General features: G+C 62.8%; 26 protein-coding genes. 21 read left to right on the forward strand and 5 right to left on the reverse strand.

The window, feature by feature from the left end:
* Nucleotides 1–35: 35 nt before the first annotated feature.
* The 5 genes from NFH98_RS09295 (at nucleotide 36) to NFH98_RS09315 (ending at nucleotide 4,811) form a co-directional block, all read left to right on the forward strand.
* Nucleotides 36–209: a DUF2970 domain-containing protein gene (locus tag NFH98_RS09295; RefSeq protein WP_083970217.1), complete on the forward strand. Its 174-nt coding sequence runs from the start codon at nucleotides 36–38 to the stop codon at nucleotides 207–209.
* A 129-nt stretch (nucleotides 210–338) separates the two neighbouring features.
* Nucleotides 339–1,457, forward strand: a complete 1,119-nt coding sequence (coxB, locus tag NFH98_RS09300) for a cytochrome c oxidase subunit II (RefSeq protein WP_502878739.1) — start codon at nucleotides 339–341, stop codon at nucleotides 1,455–1,457.
* Nucleotides 1,458–1,668: 211 nt separating this feature from the next.
* Entirely contained in the window at nucleotides 1,669–3,300 is a 1,632-nt protein-coding gene (gene ctaD, locus NFH98_RS09305; protein WP_045991505.1) for a cytochrome c oxidase subunit I, read from the forward strand.
* Between the two features lie 15 nt (nucleotides 3,301–3,315).
* Nucleotides 3,316–3,951, forward strand: coding sequence for a cytochrome c oxidase assembly protein (locus NFH98_RS09310; protein WP_083970215.1), 636 nt, complete (start codon nucleotides 3,316–3,318; stop codon nucleotides 3,949–3,951).
* Nucleotides 3,948–4,811 carry a cytochrome c oxidase subunit 3 gene (locus NFH98_RS09315; protein WP_222569057.1) on the forward strand — a complete coding sequence of 288 codons (864 nt, stop codon included), beginning with the start codon at nucleotides 3,948–3,950 and terminating at the stop codon, nucleotides 4,809–4,811. The genes NFH98_RS09310 and NFH98_RS09315 overlap by 4 nt, the downstream gene beginning before the upstream one ends.
* A 21-nt stretch (nucleotides 4,812–4,832) precedes the next feature.
* Here NFH98_RS09315 and NFH98_RS09320 read toward each other — a convergent pair whose 3' ends face one another.
* Nucleotides 4,833–5,024 (reverse strand): DUF2909 family protein, encoded by a 192-nt coding sequence (locus tag NFH98_RS09320; protein WP_045991503.1) that lies wholly within the window; start codon nucleotides 5,022–5,024, stop codon nucleotides 4,833–4,835.
* Between NFH98_RS09320 and NFH98_RS09325 the strand changes: the two genes are divergently transcribed.
* The 13 genes from NFH98_RS09325 to ihfA all read left to right on the forward strand — a co-directional run bounded on the left by NFH98_RS09325 (nucleotide 5,023) and on the right by ihfA (nucleotide 17,821).
* Nucleotides 5,023–5,778 (forward strand): SURF1 family protein, encoded by a 756-nt coding sequence (locus NFH98_RS09325; protein WP_349622592.1) that lies wholly within the window; start codon nucleotides 5,023–5,025, stop codon nucleotides 5,776–5,778. The two genes, NFH98_RS09320 and NFH98_RS09325, sit on opposite strands and share 2 nt — an antisense overlap.
* Before the next feature lie 218 nt (nucleotides 5,779–5,996).
* Nucleotides 5,997–6,650, forward strand: a complete 654-nt coding sequence (locus NFH98_RS09330; RefSeq protein WP_185696454.1) for a redox-active disulfide-containing membrane protein — start codon at nucleotides 5,997–5,999, stop codon at nucleotides 6,648–6,650.
* On the forward strand, nucleotides 6,643–7,683 hold the full coding sequence (locus NFH98_RS09335) for a COX15/CtaA family protein (RefSeq protein WP_124804716.1): 1,041 nt from the start codon (nucleotides 6,643–6,645) through the stop codon (nucleotides 7,681–7,683). Before NFH98_RS09330 ends, NFH98_RS09335 begins: the two co-directional genes overlap by 8 nt.
* Complete coding sequence (gene cyoE / locus NFH98_RS09340; protein WP_349622593.1) at nucleotides 7,676–8,596, forward strand: heme o synthase; 921 nt, start codon at nucleotides 7,676–7,678, stop codon at nucleotides 8,594–8,596. The genes NFH98_RS09335 and cyoE overlap by 8 nt, the downstream gene beginning before the upstream one ends.
* A gap of 154 nt (nucleotides 8,597–8,750) precedes the next feature.
* Nucleotides 8,751–9,218, forward strand: coding sequence for a DUF2489 domain-containing protein (locus NFH98_RS09345; protein ID WP_045991499.1), 468 nt, complete (start codon nucleotides 8,751–8,753; stop codon nucleotides 9,216–9,218).
* Between the two features lie 319 nt (nucleotides 9,219–9,537).
* Nucleotides 9,538–10,350 (forward strand): OmpA family protein, encoded by an 813-nt coding sequence (locus tag NFH98_RS09350; RefSeq protein WP_045991498.1) that lies wholly within the window; start codon nucleotides 9,538–9,540, stop codon nucleotides 10,348–10,350.
* Between the two features lie 267 nt (nucleotides 10,351–10,617).
* Nucleotides 10,618–12,516: a threonine--tRNA ligase gene (gene thrS, locus NFH98_RS09355; protein ID WP_045991497.1), complete on the forward strand. Its 1,899-nt coding sequence runs from the start codon at nucleotides 10,618–10,620 to the stop codon at nucleotides 12,514–12,516.
* Between the two features lie 94 nt (nucleotides 12,517–12,610).
* Nucleotides 12,611–13,150 carry a translation initiation factor IF-3 gene (gene infC, locus NFH98_RS09360; protein WP_083970214.1) on the forward strand — a complete coding sequence of 180 codons (540 nt, stop codon included), beginning with the start codon at nucleotides 12,611–12,613 and terminating at the stop codon, nucleotides 13,148–13,150.
* Between the two features lie 88 nt (nucleotides 13,151–13,238).
* Nucleotides 13,239–13,433 carry a 50S ribosomal protein L35 gene (gene rpmI / locus NFH98_RS09365; RefSeq protein WP_045991495.1) on the forward strand — a complete coding sequence of 65 codons (195 nt, stop codon included), beginning with the start codon at nucleotides 13,239–13,241 and terminating at the stop codon, nucleotides 13,431–13,433.
* 37 nt (nucleotides 13,434–13,470) lie between these two features.
* Nucleotides 13,471–13,824, forward strand: coding sequence for a 50S ribosomal protein L20 (gene rplT / locus NFH98_RS09370; RefSeq protein WP_045991494.1), 354 nt, complete (start codon nucleotides 13,471–13,473; stop codon nucleotides 13,822–13,824).
* A gap of 176 nt (nucleotides 13,825–14,000) precedes the next feature.
* Entirely contained in the window at nucleotides 14,001–15,020 is a 1,020-nt protein-coding gene (pheS, locus tag NFH98_RS09375; protein WP_045991493.1) for a phenylalanine--tRNA ligase subunit alpha, read from the forward strand.
* 65 nt (nucleotides 15,021–15,085) lie between these two features.
* Nucleotides 15,086–17,467, forward strand: a complete 2,382-nt coding sequence (gene pheT, locus NFH98_RS09380; RefSeq protein WP_348828041.1) for a phenylalanine--tRNA ligase subunit beta — start codon at nucleotides 15,086–15,088, stop codon at nucleotides 17,465–17,467.
* A 57-nt stretch (nucleotides 17,468–17,524) separates the two neighbouring features.
* The gene (ihfA, locus tag NFH98_RS09385) at nucleotides 17,525–17,821 is read left to right on the forward strand and encodes an integration host factor subunit alpha (protein WP_045991491.1); all 297 of its coding nucleotides are present in this window, start codon (nucleotides 17,525–17,527) and stop codon (nucleotides 17,819–17,821) included.
* A 270-nt stretch (nucleotides 17,822–18,091) separates the two neighbouring features.
* Here ihfA and NFH98_RS09390 read toward each other — a convergent pair whose 3' ends face one another.
* Entirely contained in the window at nucleotides 18,092–19,471 is a 1,380-nt protein-coding gene (locus NFH98_RS09390; protein ID WP_108133571.1) for a uracil-xanthine permease family protein, read from the reverse strand.
* Between the two features lie 242 nt (nucleotides 19,472–19,713).
* Nucleotides 19,714–19,920 (reverse strand): DUF2788 domain-containing protein, encoded by a 207-nt coding sequence (locus NFH98_RS09395; RefSeq protein WP_045991489.1) that lies wholly within the window; start codon nucleotides 19,918–19,920, stop codon nucleotides 19,714–19,716.
* A 152-nt stretch (nucleotides 19,921–20,072) separates the two neighbouring features.
* On the opposite strand from NFH98_RS09395, the gene NFH98_RS09400 reads away from it, so the two are divergent.
* Nucleotides 20,073–20,537, forward strand: a complete 465-nt coding sequence (locus tag NFH98_RS09400; protein ID WP_045991488.1) for a flavodoxin domain-containing protein — start codon at nucleotides 20,073–20,075, stop codon at nucleotides 20,535–20,537.
* Nucleotides 20,537–20,905 carry a hypothetical protein gene (locus tag NFH98_RS09405; RefSeq protein WP_045991487.1) on the forward strand — a complete coding sequence of 123 codons (369 nt, stop codon included), beginning with the start codon at nucleotides 20,537–20,539 and terminating at the stop codon, nucleotides 20,903–20,905. The genes NFH98_RS09400 and NFH98_RS09405 overlap by 1 nt, the downstream gene beginning before the upstream one ends.
* Nucleotides 20,906–21,044: 139 nt before the next feature.
* Here NFH98_RS09405 and ppnN read toward each other — a convergent pair whose 3' ends face one another.
* The gene (gene ppnN, locus NFH98_RS09410; RefSeq protein WP_045991486.1) at nucleotides 21,045–22,418 is read right to left on the reverse strand and encodes a nucleotide 5'-monophosphate nucleosidase PpnN; all 1,374 of its coding nucleotides are present in this window, start codon (nucleotides 22,416–22,418) and stop codon (nucleotides 21,045–21,047) included.
* A gap of 26 nt (nucleotides 22,419–22,444) precedes the next feature.
* On the reverse strand, nucleotides 22,445–22,735 hold the full coding sequence (locus tag NFH98_RS09415; RefSeq protein ID WP_222516845.1) for a YfcL family protein: 291 nt from the start codon (nucleotides 22,733–22,735) through the stop codon (nucleotides 22,445–22,447).
* A gap of 241 nt (nucleotides 22,736–22,976) precedes the next feature.
* On the opposite strand from NFH98_RS09415, the gene NFH98_RS09420 reads away from it, so the two are divergent.
* Complete coding sequence (locus tag NFH98_RS09420; protein WP_045991484.1) at nucleotides 22,977–23,894, forward strand: LysR family transcriptional regulator; 918 nt, start codon at nucleotides 22,977–22,979, stop codon at nucleotides 23,892–23,894.
* Nucleotides 23,895–23,958 lie beyond the last annotated feature (64 nt).

Genomic DNA, 23,958 nt, shown 5'->3' on the forward strand with positions numbered 1-23,958 from the left:
TATGGTCAAGCGAAGGGATTGGGCCGGAGGTCAAGATGTGGAAGACCATCAAGTCGGTACTCGCCGCGTTTTTCGGCGTGCAACGCGAGTCCCGGCGTCAGGAAGACTTCACCACCGGCAAGGCGTCCAGCTTTATCGTCGTAGGCATCCTCATGGGGGTGCTGTTTGTCGTGATTCTGATCGTGATCGCCACCCTGGCGGCGGGTTGAGTGACCCGTTGGCAGGGTGGCGTCTTGCGTTGACGGCTCGGCCCGCTACACGCGGGGCAGTGACCAGGCTCTTCTATACTCGAGCCATTGGCGAGCGAACAAGATAACAACGAGCTCCAGGAGGCATCGATGCGCATGCGGCATGTGTGGATGACTGCGGGAACGCTGTTCGCAGGACTCGGAGGGCACCTCCAGGCGTCCGACTGGAACATGCCGGTCGGGGTGACGGACGTCAGTCGTGAGGTGTATTCGCTGCACATGACGATCTTCTGGATCTGCGTGATCATTGGCGTGGTAGTCTTCGGCGCCATGTTCTACTCGCTGTTCCGCTATCGTCACTCCCAGGGCGCAAAGGCCGCCAAGTTCCATGAGCACACCACCGTCGAGGTGATCTGGACGGCCCTGCCGTTGCTCATTCTGGTCGGCATGGCAGTGCCGGCTACCGCCACGCTCAAGAAGATGTACGACGCCTCCGACGCCGACCTGGATGTGATGGTGACCGGCCAGCAATGGCGCTGGCACTACAGCTACCTGGGTGAGGATGTCGACTTTACCTCCAACCTTGCGACCCCCCGCGAGCAGATCTCCGGCGAGAGCGAGAAGGGGGAAAACTATCTACTCGAAGTCGATGAACCACTGGTGCTGCCGGTGGGCAAGAAGGTACGCCTGCTGCTGACCGCCGACGACGTCATCCACTCATGGTGGGTGCCCGAACTGGCGGTCAAGCAGGACGCGGTGCCAGGCTTCGTCAACGAAAACTGGGTGCGCATCAACGAGCCCGGCATCTATCGCGGCCAGTGCGCGGAACTCTGCGGCAAGGATCACGGTTTCATGCCAGTGGTGGTCGAGGCGGTCGAGCAGGAGCAGTTCGATACCTGGTTGGCCGAGCGCAAGGCCGCTGCTGCCCAGGAGGCCCAGGGGGTGGATCGCGAGTGGGCCATGGACGAACTGATGGAGCGTGGCGAGCAGGTCTACGGCTCCATCTGCGCCTCCTGTCACCAGGCCGATGGTAGTGGCCTGCCGCCTGCCTTCCCGGCGCTGGCGGGCAACCAGGCACTGCTGGACGAGCCGGAGCGCCATCTGGATACCGTCGTCAATGGTGTCTCGAGTACCGCCATGCCGGCCTTCCGCACCACCCTGAATCCGGTGGAGATCGCCGCCGTCATCACCTACGAACGCAACGCCTGGGGTAATGAGACAGGCGAGGTGACCCAGCCGGCCGATATCGCCGACATGCTGTCCGAGTAGCCGGACGAACGGCGGTCGGGAACGCGGTTGGAGCAGCGGTTCAGGTGTCGGGAAATGCAAGCTCAAGAGATGAACGAGCAAGGGATTAGCGAACAAGGGATGGTCGGCGAACGACCAGTCCGAGCAACCGGGGGCTCTCAGGAGTCACGTTGAACGCACCATCGACGCCCGCCAAGAGTCAGGCAGGCGGCCAACAGGGGAGATCTTCGCCATGGCGTCACTGCCTCCCAAGCATCGACTCGAGTCGTCGGCCTCCGAGGCCAGCTCGGCGGGACACGACGAGCATCACTATCGCCCAGGCGGTCTGATGCGCTGGGTACTGACCACCAATCACAAGGAGATCGGTACCCTTTATCTGATCTTCTCCTTGACCATGTTTCTGATCGGTGGGGTCTTCGCGCTGGTGGTGCGGGCCGAATTGTTCCAGCCCGGTCTTCAGCTGGTGCAGCCCGAGTTCTTCAACCAGATGACCACCATGCATGGCCTGATCATGGTGTTCGGCGCGGTGATGCCGGCCTTCGTTGGGCTGGCCAACTGGATGGTGCCGCTGCAGATCGGGGCGCCGGACATGGCGTTGCCGAGGCTCAATAACTTCAGCTTCTGGCTGCTGCCGATCGCCTTTACCCTGATGTTGAGTACGCTGTTCATGCCGGGTGGGGCGCCGAATTTCGGCTGGACCTTCTATGCGCCGCTGTCCACCACCTACGCGCCGCCGTCCACCACCTTCTTTATATTGTCGCTGCACATCGCCGGTATCAGCTCGATCCTGGGGGCGATCAATATCATCGCCACCATCCTGAACCTGCGCGCACCGGGCATGCGCCTGATGGACATGACCCTGTTCGTCTGGACCTGGTTGATCACCGCCTTCCTGCTGATCGCGGTAATGCCGGTGCTGGCCGGAGTGGTCACCATGATGCTGATGGACATCAACTTCGGCACCAGCTTCTTCAATGCCGGTGGCGGTGGTGATCCGGTGCTGTTCCAGCATCTGTTCTGGTTCTTCGGGCATCCCGAGGTCTACATCATGATCCTGCCGGCCTTCGGCATCGTTTCGGTGATCATTCCGACCTTCGCCCGCAAGCGGCTGTTCGGCTATGCCTCCATGGTCTACGCCACCGCTTCCATCGCCATCCTGTCGTTTTTGGTGTGGGCACACCACATGTTCGTGGTGGGGTTACCGTTGGTGGCGGAGCTGTTCTTCATGTACAGCACCATGCTGATCGCAGTGCCGACCGGGGTGAAGGTGTTCAACTGGATCACCACCCTGTTCCGGGGTTCGATCAGCTTCGAGCCGGCGATGCTGTTCGCCATCGCCTTTGTGGTGCTGTTCACCATCGGTGGCTTCTCGGGGCTGATGCTGGCGATCTCGCCGGCGGACTTCCAGTACCACGACACCTACTTCGTGGTGGCGCACTTCCACTACGTGCTGGTGCCCGGCGCGGTGTTCTCGATCATGGCGGGGGTCTACTACTGGCTGCCCAAGTGGACTGGCCACTACCCGCACCTGCGCCTGTCCCAGTGGCACTTCTGGCTGTCGATGATCGGGGTCAATCTGACCTTCTTCCCGATGCACTTTTCCGGGCTTGCCGGCATGCCGCGACGGATTCCCGACTACTCGTTGCAGTTTGCCGACTTCAACATGCTCTCCAGTATCGGTGCCTTCATGTTCGGCTTCTCGCAACTGTTGTTCGTGGTCATCGTGATCATGTGCGTGCGGGGCGGCAAGAAGGCGCCAGCCAAGGCCTGGGATGGTGCCGAGGATCTTGAGTGGACGGTGCCGAGCCCGGCGCCTCTGCATACCTTCGAGCACCCGCCTCAGTATCGGCCGGTGGAGCACTGAGTCGGGAGTGTCGCCATGACGGACGTCGTCGAGGATCGCAGTCCCCAGGTTCGACGAACCGTAGTGAAGACTCTGGTGGTGCTGGCGGGGATGTTTGGCTTCGCGTTTGCCCTGGTCCCGCTGTACGACGTCTTCTGCCAGGTGACGGGCCTCAACGGCAAGACCTCGACCAGCGCTCAGACGCTGGTGCACGAAGAGGTCGATACCGAACGCACGGTGACGATGCAGTTCGTGACCCGTGGCAGTGCGGGACTGCCGTGGAAGCTGGAGGCCCACAGTCGCCAGGTTCGGGTTCACCCAGGACAGAGCACGGAGGTGTATTTCACCTTTCGCAATCTGGGTGACCAGGCGCTGGTGGCAAGGGCGGTGCCCAGCGTGACCCCGTCTCCGGCGTCGCTACATCTGCGCAAGCTGGCCTGTTTCTGTTTCGACAATCAACGGCTGGCGCCGGGGGAGAGCTTCGAGGCGCCACTGGTGTTTCAACTGACCCGCGATCTCCCCGAAGAGATCAAGACCGTGACCCTGGTGTACACGCTCTACCCGCAGGACCAGGGACCGGACGTGGCGGTGGCGACGGTGGCCGACGGCGCACCGGGCAGTGACAAGGGACGCCGACCGGCGTCTGGCGAAGATCCAGGAGGTGAAGCATGAGTGGTGGCAGCTACTACGTACCCGCGACCAGCAAGTGGCCGATCCTCGGTTCCCTGGCCATGGGCGTGATGATGGTCGGCGGGGGCACCTGGCTGGTGCACGGGGCGGCGGGGTCGCCGATCATGCTGGCGGGTCTGGTGGGCATCCTGGCGGTGATGGTGCTGTGGTTCAGGGATGTCATCAAGGAGTCCATGTCCGGACTCTACGACGCCCAGATGGATCGCTCCTTCCGCTGGGGCATGGGCTGGTTCATCTTCTCGGAGGTGATGTTCTTCGGTGCCTTCTTCGGGGCGCTGTTCTACGTGCGGACCCTGGCGCTGCCGTGGCTCGATGGTGAGGGGGCGAAGGGCGTGACGGCGCTGCTGTGGCCCGACTTCACCGCCAGTTGGCCGCTGGAGAACCCACCGGACAGCGCCATCTCGGGGCCGACCGAGACCCTGAGCCCGTGGCAGCTGCCGCTGGTCAACACCCTGCTGCTGGTGTCCTCGAGCATTACCCTGACGGTCGCCCACGAAGCGTTGAAGATGGGCGAGCGTCGTGCCACCCACAACTGGCTGTTCGGCACGGTGCTGCTGGGTACCTGCTTCATCATCATCCAGGGGGTCGAATACTACGAGGCCTACCATCATCTGGGCCTGACCCTGGAGGCGGGCATCTACGGCTCGACCTTCTTCATGCTGACGGGCTTCCATGGCCTCCACGTCATCATCGGCACGATCATCCTGGCCAGCATCCTGATGCGTATCCGCAAGGGCCATTTCAGTGGCGACAATCACTTCGGTTTCGAGGCGGCGGCCTGGTACTGGCACTTTGTCGACGTGGTCTGGCTGGGGCTGTTCATCTTCGTCTACGTGTTCTGACGCAGGCGGCGTGGGGGCCGCTCAGCCGATCGTTCCGGTGGCGAAGCCATAGGCCAGCAACGCCAGCAGCAGGGCGGCCAGGGCTACCCGGATCTTGAGCGAGACCAGCAGGCGGCGTGAGTGGCTGTCGTCCTTGAGCAGGAAGCCGACTCCGGCCGCGAGACTGGCCAGCATGGCCACGAACACGATCAGAATCAGGATCTTGAGCAGCATGGTGAGAGTCCGTTCGAGTGAGGGGAAAAGGCGTGGTCCGGGTCGGCTGGTGGCCTGGTGCCTGCTGTGCGCAGCGCTGATGGCGCTGGGTATCGGCCTTGGACTATGGCAGTGGGAGCGCGCCGCCGGCAAGCGCGACTATCTTGCAAACCTTGCCGAGGCACCGACCTTGAACATGCCAGGGACATTGCCGCCGGACGGCAGCCGCCTGTCGCTCGAAGGTGTCTTTCAGGCCGACGAAACCCTCTACCTGGACAATCGGATGCTCGGCAATCGACTCGGGGTGGCGGTGCTCACGCCCTTTGTCGACGTCGAGGGGCAGCGGTGGCTGGTGGAGCGTGGCTTTCTCGAGACAGGGGTGTCGCGCCAGGCGCCCTATGCAGCGACGCCGAAGGGGCTGGTGTCGCTGAGCGGTGACTGGCAGGCGGATGGCCGGCGTACGCCGCGGTTCGGTGACAACCTCGAAGGCACGCGACTGCAGCGCATCGAACTCGGAGCCTGGGACGAGGAGTTCAGCTTTGCCGGTTGGCTGCATCAGCGCCAGGGTCCCGGGCATCTGGAGGACTGGTGGACGCCTAACGTCATGCCACCAGAGCGACATCTGGCCTATGCACTGCAGTGGTGGGGGCTTTCGCTGGTGGCGCTGCTGGCGCTGCTGTTTGGAGGTCGACGACTCTATCGCGATCTTTGCGCGGCGGGCGTCACGAGCGCTGAAAGGTCAATTGTTGATATGTCCGCCAGGCAAGAACGCTAAGGCCGTGAGATGGCAAGACCGCGAAAGAAAACCGCGAAAGAAAACCGCGGAAGACAACAACGCCGCGAAAGACAGGAAAGGGTCGAAAGACAAGCGACATCGGCGAGGGCAAGAGGCTAGCGCGAGAGCACGACACTAGCGCGAGAACGACAGATACCCGATAGCCCAGCGGACACGACAGGACCGAACGTGTCGACGCAAGGAGTGGAGGTGCGAGGATGACGACGATGGGGTGGCAGCGGCTGAAGCTGGTCGCACTGATCGCGATCTTTGTGATGCCCATGGCGCTTGCCTGGGGCATGGTCGAGTTCCGTATCGGGATTCCCGACAACCGTACCGCCCACGGGGCGCTTGATGCCGATGTGCCGCCGCTGTCCCGGTGGCCGGCTCTTGAGCGCACAGACATTGCCAGTCGCGATCGTGGAGGGGAGGTCGCGGCGCATGCCTGGACCCTGGCCTACGATTGCGGCGATAGCTGCGCCGAAGACGCGGATCGCTGGTGGCGCCTGCACCGAGCGCTGGGCAAGGACGCCCATCGTCTGAGTCGGTTGCGCGTAGGCGGAGACGCTGCCGCCTTGCCTGGCGAGTCGCTGATGACCTGGACCGAGTCGCCGGAGTGGGCCAGTCAGGGGCAGGCGTGGCTGCTTGACCCCCAGGGGTGGGTGGCGGTCGCCTATCCTGCCGGGGTGGAGACCCGGGCGGTGATGGACGACATCGAGCATCTGTTCAAGCGCAACCCCGAGCCACCGCTTGCTGTCCTGGGCGAAGATCCCGGTGAGGCCGAGGCTACGCAAGGTGCCACCGAACTGGTCAGTCTGCACGACAGCAAAGGTGCCAGCGAAGACGCCCGCCAGGAGGTGCGCCATGAATGATCGACGCCTGGCGACGCTGCGGCTCTTGAGTCTGGTGGGGGCCCTGTTCACCGCTCTGGTCATCATGGCCGGTGCCTTCACCCGGTTGCTGGATGCGGGGCTGGGTTGTCCCGACTGGCCGGGGTGCTATGGGGCGCTGGTCGTGCCCGATGCAAGCAGCGCTCTGCTGCATAGTCCGGATGCACCGCTGGAGGCATCCAAGGCCTGGATGGAAATGATTCATCGCTACCTGGCCGGATGTCTCGGGGTCATGGTGATGGCCCTGCTGGTGCTGGCCTGGCCCAGGCGGCGCAAGCCTGGGTTTCCCTGGCGTCTGATGCTGATGCTGTTCGCCGCCTTGATGGTGCAGGGGGCCTTCGGTGCCTACACCGTGACCCTCAAGCTGTGGCCCCAGGTGGTAACCCTTCACCTGCTGGGTGGACTCACGGTGATGACGCTGTTCATCTGGCTGCATCTGCGCCTGCGTCGTGTCGCCAGGGGCGAGGCGGCGCTCGCTGCCCGACCACTGGGGGCGCTGATGGGGGTGGCCACCATGCTGCTGGTGCTGCAACTGGCGTTGGGAGGCTGGACCTCCAGCAACTACGCGGGCATCGCCTGTCAGGGGTTTCCCACCTGCAATAGCCAGTGGGTGCCCGACACCGACTGGGGTGAGGGCTTTCACCTTACCCAGACGGTGGGGCCCAACTATCTGCACGGGGCCCTGCACGCCGAAGCACGCACGACGATCCATCTGGCCCATCGGCTGGGAGCGCTGGTGTTGACGCTGGCGCTGGCACTGGTGGTGATCCGTCGCTGGCATCGCCGTGAGATGCGGCCCTGGCTGCTGACGCTGGCCGGGGCGACGGCTTTGCAGGTCGCCCTGGGTATCGCCAATGTGCTGCTGTGGCTGCCGCTGGGCCTGGCGCTTCTGCATACTGCCGGCGCGGTACTGCTGGTCTTCAGTTTTACCCTGGTGGCGTGGAAGCAGCGCCATTCAAGACAGGCGGTGAAGGGACGTCAACGTCAGACCAGAGGAGGGTGGCTCCATGCGTGATGCACAGGCCATGGGGGCAGCGACCCATCCGCTATGGCGTGACTTGCTGACGTTGTGCAAATGGCGAGTGGTCATGGTGATGCTGGTATGCGCCCTGGTGGGGATGTTGCTGGCGATTCCCGGTGCGATATCGCCAGCTGCGCTTAACGCCATGGTGTGCGGGCTTATCGGGATTGCACTGGCCGCCGCCGGGGCGGCGGCGATCAACCACGTGGTGGATCGCAAGCTGGATGCGCGGATGCATCGCACCTCGCGGCGCCCGCTGGCGTCCGGTCGCTTGTCGACGCCACTGGCGCTGGCCTGGGCGCTGTCATTGTCCACCTCGGGGGTGGCGCTGCTGGCGCTGACCGTCAATCCGTTGACCGCTTGGCTTACGCTGTTGTCGCTGGTCGGTTATGCGTTGATCTACACGGTGTTTTTGAAACGGGCCACGCCGCAGAATATCGTCATCGGTGGTGTCGCCGGTGCCGCGCCGCCACTGCTGGGCTGGACCAGCGTGACCGGGACAGTGGGAGCCGAGCCGCTGCTGCTCATGTTGATCATCTTTGCCTGGACGCCGCCGCACTTCTGGGCGCTGGCGATCTACAAACGCGATGAATACGCCGAGGCAGGGGTGCCGATGCTGCCGGTGACCCATGGCCTCGCCTTTGCCAGACTGCAGGTCTGGCTGTATGGCTGGTTGACAGTGGCGGCCACCTTGCTGCCGTTCACCATCGGCATGAGTGGGTGGCTCTATCTGGTCAGCGTCTGTGTGCTCAATCTACGCTTCATGCAGTGGAATCTCAGGGTCTGGCGTGGACACGACGAACAGGCGCCCTTGCAGGCCTTCTGGTTTTCCATTCGCTATCTGCTTGGCGTCTTTCTGGCCTTGTTGCTGGATCACTATCTGAGTATCGCCTTGAGTCCTGCATAGCCCCTGCCGTCATTCAACGGTTCGGTGTCACGGGAGTGTCATCGGCAGGTGGCAACAATGCAGACGGCAGTCACCGGTCTTTCTCGCGATGGATGGTTCAGCCTCTCTGGTAGATGTGTAGAATGCCCCCTTTGACCATCGCACAGGGGGCTGCATGTCCACGACGCTCGCTTATGCCTTGCTCGGGCTTGGCATTGTCATCATTGCCGCGTTGGCGTGGTACGCCTGGTCGTTGAAGAATGAGGTGCGGCGCCGAGAGGGAGTGATTCGGGACGAGGAACGTCGTGCCAGGGAAAATGGCCTGGAAAACCTCGGTCTGGTTGCGTCGGCGCTATTGCAGCGTCAGGTCGATGTGACCGAAGGCTGCTGGCGGTTGAAAGTATTGTTCGAGATCATCGATCCGGCACTGCTTGAGCGGCGCGAGTTCAGAGTCTTTGCCGAGGTCTACGAACAGACCCGTCATCTGCACACACATCAGGCGCGTCAAGAGCTTACGCCCAAGGAGCGGTTCGCTGAAGACAAGCAGCGACTGGCCGTGGAAGAAGCGAATCGCGACGATGTGCTGGCTGCGGCACAGGCTGCGCTGGATTTTCAAGCCCGTTACCCCGACTCTCTCAATTGAGCGATCTCGAACACTGTTCGATGAAGTGAATGACGGGCGGGTATCGCCTGTGCTAGTTTGATTGTACAGAAGCGATACGTCATGATATCGCCTGCAAGGGATTGGTCGTGCAGCAATTGTCTTGCACGATGGGCCGTTGGCAGAAGACGTTGAGATATTGGCGACTAATAGACTGGCTAGGCGCTGTATTTCATGCTTTTCTTGCCTATGAGGAAGTAGGGTACCTATCCTGTTTCTCGATCGGCACAACATTGGACCCGCTGAAGAACAGGGTTACCCGTATTCAGCATTGAGTGTCAGATAGAAGAAGGAGTCTTACATGAAAAAATCAACGACTGGCTTGCTGCTCGGTTCTGCACTGGTTGTCGGCCTCTCCGGCTGCGCCAGCTCCGCCTCTCAGTCCTCCTCCGGCATGAGCGCATCTGACGCCAAGCCGTGGTACCAGCACCCGATGGTGTGTGGTATCGCTGGTGGTCTGATCGGCGGTGGTATCGGCTACGGCACCACCAGCGATGACGACGAGGAAACCGGCGCTGCTGTCGGCGCGACCGTCGGCACCGTGGCTGGCGCTCTGCTGTGTGCCGAGCCGAACAAGGAACCGATGAACGCTCCGAAGGATTCCGACGGTGACGGCGTCTACGACGCCAACGACCAGTGCCCGGGTACTCCGGCCGGTGTCGCCGTGGACGCAGTGGGTTGCCCGCTGGATTCCGACAACGATGGCGTGCCGGACTTCCAGGACCAGTGCCCGGGTACTCCGGCTGGCGTCGAGGTCAACTCCCTCGGTTGCGAAAAGGACCTGGTCCTGCGTGACGTGAACTTCGAGTTCGACTCCGCCGTCCTGACCGCTCAGGCTGAGCAGGTTCTGGCTGGTGTTGCCGAGCGTCTGCGCGCCAACCCGAACGTCGGCGTGCGCATCGAAGGTCACACCGACAGCGTCGGTTCCGACAGCTACAACAAGCAGCTGTCTCAGGAGCGTGCCGCTTCCGTTGCTCGCTTCCTGGCGAGCCAGGGTGTTCAGCCGAACCGCATGCGTGCCATCGGTTACGGTGAAGAGCAGCCCATCGCGACCAACGACACCGATGCAGGTCGTGCGGAAAACCGTCGTGTGGAACTGGGTGAGTGGCAGTAAGTCTGCCCTGACCGAGTCCGTCTCGATCGCCTGATCGAGCACGATGACATCAGCGAGGCGCCTTCGGGCGCCTCGCTGCGTTTCGGGTGGTGGTGGCCAGGCTTGCCATTCCGCTCGCTAAAGGTGTCGCGACGCCCTCCACAGGGGTAGAGCATGGCGCCGGCGGCGCCATTTCTGATATTCTATGTCGCTGTTTCACCCCTCGAATCCATTTTGGCGACACGTGATCCCTGGTATGGATCACCACTGCGCACAAGGACAGCTTGCATGCCCATCGTGACACTGCCTGACGGCAGTCAGAGAACCTTCGATTCCCCCCTTAGCGTCATGGAACTGGCCGAGAGCATCGGCCCGGGACTTGCCAAGGCCTGCGTGGCCGGCAAGATCGACGGCGTATTGGTGGACGCCGCGGACCTGATCGAGACGGACGCCGAGGTGGCGATCCTGACCGCACGTGACGAGGAAGGCCTGGAGATCATCCGGCATTCCTGTGCCCACCTGATCGGGCACGCGGTCAAGCAGCTCTATCCCGAGGCCAAGATGGCCATCGGCCCGGTGATCACCGACGGCTTCTATTACGACATCGATTTCGGCCAGTCGATCACCCCGGAAGACCTCGAGACCATCGAGAAGCGCATGAAGCAGCTGATCGATGAAGAGTACGACGTGGTCCGCGAGTACGTCGATCGCGATGCCGCGATGCTGGAATTCCTGCATCGCGATGAGCCCTACAAGCAGGAAATCGTGCGCGGGATTCCCGAAGGCGACACTATTCGCCTCTACCGCCACAAGGAATATACCGACATGTGTCGTGGGCCCCACGTGCCCAACACGCGTCACCTCAAGGCGTTCAAGCTGACCAAGCTGGCCGGTGCCTACTGGCGCGGCAATGCCGACAACGCCATGCTGACCCGCATCTACGGCACCGCCTGGGGCGACAAGAAGCAGCTCAAGGCCTACCTGCACCGCCTCGAGGAGGCCGAGAAGCGCGATCACCGCAAGCTGGCGCGTCGTCTCGACCTCTTCCACATGCAGGAAGAGGCGCCGGGCATGGTGTTCTGGCACCCCAACGGCTGGACCCTGTGGCAGCGCGTCGAGCAGTACATGCGCGGCGTCTACAAGGAGGGCGGCTATCAGGAGATTCGCTGTCCCCAGATCATGGACGTGTCGTTGTGGAAGAAGTCCGGCCATTGGGATAACTACGCCGACGGCATGTTCTTCACCGAGTCCGAGAAGCGTGAGTACGCGCTCAAGCCGATGAACTGCCCGGGCCACGTCCAGGTGTTCAACTCCGGCCTGCGCAGCTACCGTGAACTGCCGGTGCGCTTCGGCGAATTCGGCGGCTGTCACCGTAATGAGCCGTCCGGCGCGCTGCACGGCATCATGCGAGTGCGCGCCTTTACCCAGGACGACGGCCACATCTTCTGTACCGAAGAACAGGTGCAGCCTGAGGTGACGAGCTTCCATCGCCAGGCACTCAAGGTCTACAGCGACTTTGGCTTCGAGGATATCGCGATCAAGATCGCCCTGCGCCCGGAAAAGCGCATCGGCGACGACGACACCTGGGATCGTGCCGAGAACGCCCTGCGTGGCGCGCTGGAGGCCTGTGGGGTCGAGTGGCAGGAGCTGCCGGGCGAGGGCGCCTTCTATGGTCCCAAGATCGAGTATCACATGAAGGACTGCCTGGGCCGAGAGTGGCAGGTCGGGACCATGCAGGTCGACTTCATGATGCCCACGCGCCTGGGTGCCCAGTACGTGACCGAAGAGGGCGAACGCAAGCCGCCGGTCATGCTGCACCGTGCCATCGTCGGTTCCATGGAGCGCTTCATCGGCATCCTGATCGAGCACTACGCCGGCGCCATGCCGCTGTGGCTCGCGCCGGAGCAGGCGGTGGTGATGATCATCACCGATGCCCAGAAGGAATACGCCGAAGCCTTGACCTCACGACTGCAAAAAATCGGTCTTCGCGTCAAGTCGGACTTGAGGAACGAGAAGATCGGCTTTAAAATTCGCGAGCATACGTTGCAGAAGGTACCCTATCTCCTGGTGGTCGGAGATAAGGAAGTAGAGGCCGACTCGGTGGCTGTGCGTACGCGCAGCGGCGAAAATCTGGGCACCATGACCGTGGACGCCTTTATTGAACGAGTTCAGGCCGAGCGGTACTAACGGGTAGGCGGCATGGGCCGCCCCCTCGTGTGAGGCTCTAGGCACGCACCTTCCCAGCTCTCGCACCTTCCAAAGCTACAGTGGAGACGGAACCATCAAGAGAAGCAACCCCAGAGGACGCCCCCAGGACAAGCGTCCGCCAATGAACGAGCGCATCACCGAAGATCAGGTCCGCCTGATCGCCAGCGACGGCGAACAGCTTGGCATCGTGGATACCCGCGACGCCCTTGAGCGTGCCGAAGCGGAAGGGATGGACCTCGTACAGATTTCCAATGCCGATCCGATCGTCTGCAAGATCATGGATTACGGCAAGTTCGTCTTCGAGCAGAAGAAGCAGAAAGCTGCTCAGAAGAAGAAGCAGAAGCAAATCCAGGTCAAGGAAGTCAAATTCCGTCCTGGCACCGACGAGGGTGACTATCAGGTCAAGATGAAGAACCTGATTCGATTCCTCGAAGGTGGCGACAAGGGCAAGGTCACCCTGCGTTTCCGCGGGCGTGAAATGGCGCACCAGGACATCGGCCGCAAGCTGATGGAACGGATCGCAGCGGATCTCGAGGAAATCGGGACCGTGGAATCCTTCCCCAAGATGGAAGGGCGCCAGATGATCATGATCATTGCCCCCAAGAAGAAGTGATCCGACGGCCGGTTCAACGATTGGTCAGCCTGTGAAGGCTGGCCATTGGCCCCGGATTTTCTAAAGAAACTCGAGCGGAGTTATTCTCATGCCGAAGATCAAGAGCAACAGCGGCGCTGCCAAGCGCTTCAAGAAGACTGCCAACGGCTTCAAGCACAAGCAGTCCTTCCGTAGTCACATTCTGACCAAGAAGTCCACCAAGCGTAAGCGTCAGCTGCGCGGCATGCAGCAGATCCACGACGCCGACAAGGCACTCGTGCGTCGCATGCTGCCGTACGTATAAACCCTTGGTGAACCCCCTTTAACGTCAGGAGAGTGCTATGACTCGTGTCAAGCGTGGTGTCGTCGCCCGTCGTCGTCACAAGAAGATCATGAAGCAGGCCAAGGGCTACTACGGTGCCCGTTCGCGCGTCTTTCGCGTTGCCAAGCAGGCCGTCATCAAGGCCGGCCAGTACGCGTACCGCGACCGTCGCCAGCGCAAGCGTCAGTTCCGTGCCCTGTGGATCCAGCGTATCAACGCCGGTGCCCGTCAGCACGGTCTGTCCTACAGCCGCTTCGTCGGTGGTCTGAAGAAGGCCGGTATCGAAATCGACCGCAAGGTCCTGGCTGACCTGGCCGTTCACGAGAAGGCAGCGTTTGCTGCCATCGTCGAGAAGGCCAAGGCTGCCCAGTAAGCGCGTTCGAATGATGAGCGAGCTCTCCCCATGGGGAGACGAGCGTTCATGATCGCCCCAGGGGAAGAGCAGCCGCTCTTCCCCTGTTTTTTTGGCGACCCCTTTTTCATCGCGATCTCTCTACTATTGCGCGACCACTCCACCACTGAACGATCAACGATATCGGAGCTCAACGTATGGACCACCTTCCCGACCTGGTTCAACAAGCTCGCGACGCCATCCAGTCAGCCGACTCCATGGCCGCACTCGACGAGATTCGCGTCAAGTACCTGGGCAAGAAGGGCGAACTGACCGCGCTGCTCAAGGGGCTCGGCAAGCTGCCCGCCGAGGAGCGCCCGGCGGCCGGTGAGCGCATCAACCAGGCCAAGCAGGAGCTGGCCAAGGAACTCGATACCCGGCGCGAGGCCCTGGCCAAGGCCGAGCTCGACGCCAAGCTTGCCGCAGAACGCCTGGACGTGACCCTGCCGGGTCGTGGACAGCCCACTGGTGGCCTGCATCCGGTGACACGCACCCTGGAGCGTATCGAAGGCCTGTTCCGTCGCATCGGCTACGAGGTGGCGGTGGGGCCAGAGCTCGAAGACGACCACCACAACTTTGAAGCCTTGAACATCCCGGCCCACCATCCGGCGCGGGGCATGGCCGATACCTTCTATTTCGACGCCACTCGGCTGCTGCGCACCCACACCTCGCCGGTCCAGGTGCGCACCATGAAGGCCGAGGAGCCGCCGATCCGCATCGTCTGCCCGGGTCGGGTGTACCGCAGTGACTCGGATCTGACCCATACCCCGATGTTCCATCAGGTCGAGGGCCTGCTGATCGAGGAAGACGTCAGTTTCGCCGACCTCAAGGGCACCATCGAAGACTTTCTGCATGCCTTCTTCGAGCGCGATGACCTGTCGGTACGTTTCCGTCCGTCCTACTTCCCCTTTACCGAGCCCTCCGCCGAGGTCGATATCGCCTGCGTGATGTGTGCCGGTGAAGGTTGCCGTGTGTGCTCCCACACCGGCTGGCTCGAGGTGATGGGCTGCGGCATGGTTCACCCGGAAGTCTTCCGTCACGGCGGCATCGATCCCGAGCGCTATACCGGTTTCGCCTTCGGCATGGGTGCCGAGCGCCTGGCCATGCTGCGCTATGGCGTCAACGATCTGCGCCTGTTCTTTGAAAACGATCTGCGCTTTCTTCGTCAGTTTCACTGAGCGCTGCGGGCCAAAGGGCCCGATAAAGAACATCGAATGCAGGAACAGGACGTCAAGGAGTCCTCATGAAAGTATCCGAACAGTGGCTGCGTGAGTGGGTATCTCCGCAGCTTTCCACCCAGGGGCTTGCCGACCAGATCACCATGGCGGGGCTCGAGGTGGACGCCGTCGAACCCGTGGCGGCGGCCTTCAGCGAGGTGGTAGTGGCCAAGGTGGTCGACAAGGCCCAGCACCCTGATGCCGACAAGCTCAACGTCTGTCAGGTCGACGACGGAAGCGGCGAGACCGTGCAGGTGGTATGTGGCGCCCCCAATGTGGCCGCCGGCCAGCATATCCCGTTCGCCCGGGTGGGCGCGGTATTGCCGGGTGACTTCAAGATCAAGAAGGCCAAGCTCAGGGGCGTCGAGTCCCGCGGCATGATCTGCTCAGCTTCCGAACTGGGCCTGGAGGAGGGCACCTCCGAGGGCATCCTGGTGTTGCCCGAGGACGCTCCGGTGGGCACCGCCCTGCGTGACTACCTGGGCCTGGATGACCACACCATCGAGGTCGATCTGACGCCGAACCGCGGTGACTGTCTGAGCGTCCAGGGCCTGGCCCGCGAAGTCGGCGTGCTCAACCGTCTTGGCCTGGACGAGCCGGAGATCTCCGAGGTTGCGGCCAGTCATGACGAAACCTTCCCGGTCAGGGTCGAGGACGTTGAGCGCTGTCCGCGCTATATCGGCCGTCTGATCAAGGGCGTCGATATCAACCGTCCCACGCCGATGTGGATGGTGGAGCGTCTTCGCCGCAGCGGCGTGCGCGCCATCGATCCGGCGGTGGACGTGACCAACTACGTGATGCTGGAACTGGGTCAGCCGCTGCATGCCTTCGATCGTGCCAACCTCGAGGGTGCCGTGATTGTGCGTCTGGCGCGCCAGGGCGAGGAGCTTGTGCTGCTCGATGGCCAGACCGTCAGCCTCGACCCGAGTACCCTGATCATCGCCGACGAGAAGGGACCGCTGGCCCTGGCCGGCGTGATGGGCGGCGAACACTCCGGTGTCAGCGAGGCCACCCGCGATATCTTCCTGGAAGGCGCCTTCTTCACCCCCTTGGCGGTGGCCGGGCAAGCGCGCTCCTACGGGCTTCACACCGATGCCTCGCATCGTTTCGAACGCGGCGTCGATCCCGAGTTGACGCGCCGTGCCATCGAGCGGGCCACCGAGCTTCTGATCGCCATCTGCGGCGGCGAAGCCGGGCCGCTCAATGAGCAGGCATCCGACGCGCACCTGCCGGCTCAGCGTGAGGTGACCCTGCGCACCGATCGGCTGGCCAAGGCGCTGTCCAAGCGCCTGGACGACGCCGAGGTCGGCGAGATCCTCGAGCGCCTGGGCATGGCGGTGGAAAGCATCGACGCTGGCTTCCGGGTCAAGGTGCCGAGCTGGCGTTTCGACGTCACCATCGAGGAAGACCTGATCGAGGAAGTGGCGCGGATTCACGGCTATAACCGTTTGCCGGTGCGTCGACCCGCCGTGCGCCTGGCCCTCAAGGCAGACCATGAGTCCAGGAGCCCGTTGTCGCGGTTGCGTCGTCAAATGACCGCACGTGGCTACCAGGAAGCGATCACCTACAGTTTCGTCGCCCCGGAGCTGCAGCGTGTGCTGCTGCCCGAAGCGGTGTCGCCGGTGCTGGCCAACCCGATTTCTGCGGATCTGTCGGTGATGCGGGCGAGCCTGTTCCCGGGCCTGGTCAGGGCGCTTGAGCACAATCTCAATCGCCAGCAGACCCGTGTGCGCCTGTTCGAGAGCGGCCTCGTTTTCCGCGGTGAGCTCGATGAACTGGAGCAGGTGCCGATGCTCGGCGCCATCGTCTGCGGCTCGCGCCTTCCCGAAGGCTGGGCCGGCGGTCGCGACAAGGTCGACTTCTTCGATCTCAAGGGTGACCTCGAGAGTCTGTTCGAAGTAACCGGCAGCGCCGACGCCTGGCGTTTCGAGCCGGGCGAGCACCCGTCACTGCATCCCGGACAGTGCGCGCGCATCCTCCATCGCGGCGAGGAAGCCGGCTGGATCGGCACCCTGCACCCGGCGGTCAAGGCCAAGCTTGGTCTCAAGACCGACGCCGTGTTGTTCGAGGTGCGCCTCGACGCGCTCAGCCAGGGCAGCATCCCTGCCTTTGCGCCGCTGTCACGGTATCCCGAGGTGCGTCGCGACCTGGCCTTTGTGGTGGATGAGGACCAGCCGGTGCAGGCGCTGCTCGACCGGGTGCGTGCCGAAGCCGGTGAATGGCTCACCGAACTGGGGCTTTTCGACGTCTATCAGGGTAAAGGCGTAGCCGAAGGTCGTAAGAGTGTGGCCTTGGGCTTGACCTGGCAGCATCCTTCGCGCACGCTAAATGACGAAGAAATCAATCAGTTGGTCGATGCCATCGTGGCAACGGCTCGGCAGGGACTCAATGCCGAGCTGCGTGCCTGACGCTTTCCCCTGACGGGCGCGGACGGTTGGCGTGACCATCACCATGAGGATAAGAACATGGGAGCGTTGACCAAGGCAGAACTGGCCGAGCATCTGCATACCGAGCTCGGCCTGTCCAAGCGGGAGGCGAAGACCATGGTGGAAGCCTTCTTCGAGGAAATTCGCGCCTGTCTGCGGGAAAACGAGCAGGTCAAGCTGTCGGGATTCGGCAATTTCGATCTGCGCGACAAGCGTGAAAGGCCTGGGCGAAACCCCAAGACGGGAGAAGAGATTCCGATCTCGGCTCGGCGTGTGGTGACCTTCCGGCCCGGGCAGAAATTGAAAAGCCAGGTGGGGCATCCCGAGGAAGCCTAGAGGAGTGAAGCCTTGGCTTTGCCGGCCTCGTCCGATCGCCAAGCGTTGCTCCACGATGGTGTCGTCTTGCAACGTCTGTCTTGAAAGGCCCTGGCCCGTAAAGGCGTCACCCTGAAGAAGTGTCGTAACCGAAGGTCGTGACGCAAAGTGTCATCGTAAAATGCGCCGCCCCAAAAGGGCGGCGCTTTTTTTGTGGCGGGGCTGGAGTGGAGCCTTGCAACAGCTCCTTTGCAGCCGTGGCTGATATCAAGGTCATAGGCGTACCGGGCGTCAGCCTTCCTCGGTACTCTGGCGATCGAGATTCGTCTGTCGGGCTTCTTCCTCCCTTTCCTGAGCCTCCTGGGCCAGTGTCTTGCGCGGCAACAGCAGGTTCAACAGGAAGGCGCTGATCGCGGCGATCACGATGGGTGCGCCTGTGACCACGTCCTTGACCGTTTCCGGGAACTGTTCGATCGCCGACGGCACCGAGGTGATGCCCAGGCTCAGGGCCAGCGACAGCCCGACGATGGTCATGTTGCGGGCGGTCATCTCGTCCTTGATCAGCAGCTGGATGCCGGTCACCGTGATCATTCCGAACACGGTGATGGTGGCGCCACCGATGACCGGATAGGGGATGGTCGTCATCAGCGCGCCGAACTTGGGGCTGAGGCCGGCCAGCAGCACGATGACACCCGCCAGCATGAAGACGCTTCTACTGATGACCTTGGTGATCGCCACGATGCCGACGTTCTGGCTGTAGGTGGAGGTCGGCAGGGCGCCGAAGAAGGTGCTCAGGGTGGTCGTCAGGCCATTGCCGAGCAGGCCGCCGGTGAGTTCCTTTGTCGCCAGTTCCCGGTTCATCCCCGCCACGCTGGTCGCGGAGAGATCGCCAATCGTCTGGACTGAATTGATCACGCAGATCACCACCATGGAAATGATGGCCGCGGAGTGAAACTCCATCTCGAACGGCATCAACTCCGGCACCGCCAGCCATGGGGCGTTGTTCACCGGGGAAAAGTCGATCATGCCCAGGGGGATGGCGACCAGATAGCCCACCAGCATGCCGATGATGATGGCCGACAGCTTGACCACGCCGCGCCCGAACTGGGACGCCACCAGGACGGTGACCAGCGTCAGAACGCCCAGGCCCCAGTTGACGAGATCACCGAAGCCTTCGGCGTTGACGTTGCCACTGCCAGCCATGTAACGGATGGCGATGTCGTACAGCGACAGTCCGATCACCAGCACCACGGTGCCCGCCACCACCGGGGGAAAGAGGTGGCGGATGAACTGGATGAAGTAGCCCACCACCATCATGGTGATGCCACCGATCAATTGGGCGCCCAGGATGCCCTCGATGCCGTACTGGGCGCCGACGGCGATCAGCGTTGGCACATAGGCGAAGCCGACACCGAAGATGGCCGGCAGGCGGGCGCCGAACTTCCAGACGCCGTAGAGGTGGAAGAGGGTGCAGACGCCGGAGGCAAGCACCGCTACCTGAATCAGCTGGAGTTTTTCCGCCGGGGTGGCGCCGACCACGCCGGCGACGATAAGCGGCGGAGTGATGACACCGGCGATCATCGCCAGCACGTGTTGAAGCGAAATGGGCAGCGCCCGGGCTATGCCGGGCCGGCCGTGGAAGTCGAACAGTGTCGTGGGGGGTGTCTGCATGATCCTGGCCATTGTGGTTGTTGTCAGGGCGTCTCTAGTCACTGAATACACTATGCAGCGCTAGTGTATCCAATGTAGGACGACAAACTGTATACAACAATGGTTCGATACCTGATATCGGCGGTACGAACAAAACGGCAGAATCGGTAAGACAACGACGCCATGGACAATGGCGATGTCGACCTGGAGGCCAGAGGCTCTGGTGGAAGAGTCGACGAGAGCAAGTGTCGCCAGGAGCGGTGCTAGACCCCCTTGCCTTCCAGATACCAGGTAATGACGACCTTTGCCACGTAGCCCAGCATGCCGGCGCCAAGCACGATGAACAGCATCAGGGTGCCGAAGCGGCCAGCCTTGGACTGCTTCGCCAGGTCCCAGATGATAAAGCACATGAACAGGATCAGGCCGCCGATCATGATGGGGGTGATCCAGGCCTCGAAGGTCTCGCGCATGGGGCTCTCGCTTGTGTGGTGGCGGTGGGCGGGGGAGTGTGAACTGGCCTGCCATGGTATCCGGTCCAGACACGGCTTGCAGCGCCCGAGGGATGCGCAGGCGCCAGCCTACGTGCTAGAATCCGACCAAAATTCTCAGGTAATTCCATCACATGCCTACTCTCAAGATACTGGTTGGCACCATGTACGGTGGTGCTCTCGACGTAGCCGAACAGGTCAAGCCGTTATTCGAGGACGCGGGCTACGAGGTTTCGGTGCTCGAAAACCCGACCCTGGCCGACGTCACAGACGATGCACCCGATCTGGCGCTGTTCTGCGTGTCTACCACCGGCAGCGGTGACTTCCCGGGTAATTTCGTCAGCTTCGTGCGCGAGTTGCAGGACAAGAGTCCCGGCCTTGGGCAACTTCGCTATGGCCTGATCGCCCTGGGTGACAGCTCCTACGGCGAAACCTTCTGCGGCGCCGGGCGTCGCCTGGACCAGCTGCTCGAGGAGCAGGGCGCAACACGCCTCGACGACCGGCTCGAGATCGACGCCATGGAGACCTTCATGGCCGATGACGAGGCGCTGCCCTGGGTCGAGGGCTGGATTGCCCGGCAGAACCTGAAGGTGGCCTGATGGCCAGGGCGATCGCGAGCCCTGCTCGCCTGAGCCTGATGGTCGGCCTGATGCTGGTGCTTGCGCTGACCCTGCCGCGCTACCAGATGGCCGGTCTCGATACCCGCGAGACGCTGGGCTATATCGTGCTCGGCGTACTGGCCCTGGCCAGCCTGTTTCAGTGGCGGTTGCTCGATGGCGCGGGACGCTCGCGCTTTCTACGCATGCTGTTCACCCTGCTGGGCTGCATGGTCGTGGGCCTGGTGGTAATGGCGATCTACAGCACCCTGGTCGATGGCATGGCGCTTGGTCTGGCGGTGCTTTCCCAGGGGGCGACCGCAGGACTGTTGCTGCACGCCGTGGTGCTGGTGTTCTCGAAGCGGGATTGAGCCTTGCGGCGGAGCTCTGGTGACGGCGGTCTTGTTGGCGCCGATGCGCTCTGCACGTTCAGTAAGAAAACACATCGCCCCGAGCCTTGCGGCTCGGGGCGATGTGTTTTTATGGTGCTGCGGATACGGATGAGGGCGATCAGGCGACAGCGCCGCCCAGGGTATAGCAGGGGACATAGTCACCCGCGAGTTTCATGCGACCCTGGGCGACGAAGGACGTCAGCAGGGCGTCGAGCTTCTCCATCAGGTCGGCCTCGGCGTGCAGGCGGAAGGGGCCGTGGGCCTCGATGGCGCGAATGCCCTGTTCCTTGACGTTGCCGGCGACGATGCCGGAAAAGGCGCGGCGCAGATTGGCGGCCAGTTCGTGCTTGGGCAGTTCACGGTTCAGCGCCAGCGACGCCATGGCTTCGTGGGTCGGCACGAAGGGCTCCTGGAAGTTACGCGCGATGGTCAGGCGCCAGTTGTAGTAGAAGGCGTCCTGGCGGGCGCGCCGATACTCTGTGACCTTGTCGATGTTGGCGCGCATGGTGCGGGCCACCTCGGTCGGGTCATCGATAATGATCTGATAGAGCTCGCGCACCGATTCGCCGAGGGTGTAGACCAGGAATTCGTCGATTCGCTGGAAGTACGCGGCGGCGCTGGCGGGGCCGGTGAACACCACCGGGAACTCCATGTCGGCGTTGTCCGGGTGCAGCAGGATGCCGAGCAGGTAGAGGATTTCCTCGGCGGTACCGACCCCGCCGGGGAAGACGATGATGCCGTGGCCCAGGCGCACGAAGGCTTCCAGGCGCTTCTCGATATCCGGCATCACCACCAGTTCGTTGACGATGGGATTCGGCGCCTCGGCGGCGATGATGCCGGGCTCCGACACCCCCAGGTAACGGCCGGGGTAGCGGCGCTGCTTGGCGTGGGCGACGTTGGCGCCCTTCATCGGTCCCTTCATGGCGCCAGGGCCGCAGCCGGTGCAGATGTCGAGATCGCGAAGCCCCAGGTGGTAGCCCACGTCCTTGGTGTACTCGTACTCCTCGCGGGAGATCGAGTGACCCCCCCAGCACACCACCAGGCTGGGATCCCGGCTAGGCTTGAGCGTGCCGGCCTTGCGCAGGATGTGGAACACCGCGTTGGTGGTGCCCTCGCCGGTGGCCAGGTCGAAGCGCGACTGGTTCTGGATCTCGTTGTAGACGTAGACGATGTCGCGCAACACGCTGGAGATATGCTCGCGGATGCCGCGAATCATGCGGCCGTCGACGAAGGCCTCGGCGGGGGCATCGGTCAGCTTCAGACGTACCCCGCGGTCCTGCTGCAAAAGCTCGATATCGAAGTTGGGGTAGGTCTCGAGCAGGGCCAGGCCGTCATCCATGGGGTTGCCGGAATTGAGCACCGCCAGCGTACAGCGGCGCAGCATCTCGTGCAGGCCGGTCTGGGAGCTGTCGCGCAGACGATTGACCTCGTGCTGGGACAGAATCTCGAGGCTGCCCTCGGGGGAGATCGTGGTGGAAATGGTCTCTGGCATACAAGGCTTCCTTGTCTGGGCGGGTGTCAGGGCGCAGGGGCCTTGGCACACGCCTGATTGAAGAGGGCGCGCACGGCGCTCTGATCCGCGTCGCTCATGCCGTCCTGGGCAAAGGCGCCGTCCAGCCATTCATGGAAGACGGCGTCGAAATCGTCACTGGTGACTTCGCTCGGGTCGTAGTCCAGCTGGTCCACCACCAGGGGGATCTGGGGAATCAGATAGCCCAGCGGAAACAGCTCCTCGGCGCTGGCGTCACGCTCCATGTCGATCAGGGCATCATGGATGGCGTCGGCACGGGCGGCGATGGGGTCATGCATGGTGGTGAACTCTTGGTCGGAGGTGGTGTGAAATGAACGCTCTATCATGGCTCGATGCTACCACGGCCGGGCGTCAGGGCGCACCGCTGCGGGCTTCGTGCCGAAGTGGTAGACTATGCCGACCCAAGGAAAGGGCCTCGTGCACTGCGTGGGCATTTCCTCAATTGGCCTTGGTTTGCAGCAGCCATGACCTGGCTTGTCGCTGGCCTGCAAACCGGACGGATCACCCTGGCGTCACTCCATGTTCAATGCCCTGTACTTCCGCACCTTCATCACCCTGGTAGAGACCGGCAGCTTCACCCGTACCGCCCAGCGTCTCGAGATGACCCAGCCGGGGGTGAGCCAGCACGTGCGCAAGCTCGAGCGTTATCTGGACAAGACCCTGCTGGAGCGCCAGGGGCGCCGCTTCCGGCTGACCGAGGCCGGCCGCCGAGCTTACGACTACGCGGTAAAGCTGTTTTCCGAGCATGAACAGTTTCGTCACTCTCTGGACGACGAGAGTCTCGACAGCGGCGAGTGTCGGCTGGCGTCACCCGGCAGCATCGGGCTGATGCTCTATCCGTTTATCCTGGGCCAGCAGCAGCGGCATCCAGGACTGACCGTATCCTATTGCTTCGCCTTTCATCAGGAGATCCTGGCCGATGTGCTGGCCGGTCGGCACGATCTCGGCATCGTCACCGAGGTCACCCGTCACCCGGATCTCGAGTGCGAGGCGTGGCACGACGAACCCTTGAGCCTGGTAGTGCCGGCGGACTTTACCGGCACCAGCCTCAATGACCTGCTGGGGCTCGGCTTCATCAGCTATACCGATGGTCTGGACAAGGCCGGTAGCCTGCTGCGAGCCAATTTTCCCGACGACTTCAGCTCCATGAGCCACTTCCCGCGACAGGGCTTCACCAACGAGGTGGGCATGGTGCTCGACGCCGTGGCCCGTGGCCTCGGCTTCAGCGTGGTCTCGCGCCTGGTGCTCGAGACCTCGCCCTGGCAACGTCAGGTGCGCGAGATGACCCTGACCCACCCCATGGACGAGACGCTCTACCTCGTCAGTCGACGCGGGGCGCGGGTCCCCAGTCGCTACCACCACCTGCTCGAGGCCTTTCGCGAGCAGCGCCATCTGGAGCGCTTCGGCCACCCCGAGGGTCGCCAGGCCGAGGGCTGAGGCGTCAGTCCTTCCTGCACACATGCGATAAACGACAGAACCCCGCCGTGGCGGGGTTCTGTGC

This window comes from Halomonas sp. H33-56 (assembly GCF_040147035.1).
Taxonomy (GTDB): Bacteria; Pseudomonadota; Gammaproteobacteria; order Pseudomonadales; family Halomonadaceae; genus Halomonas; species Halomonas litopenaei.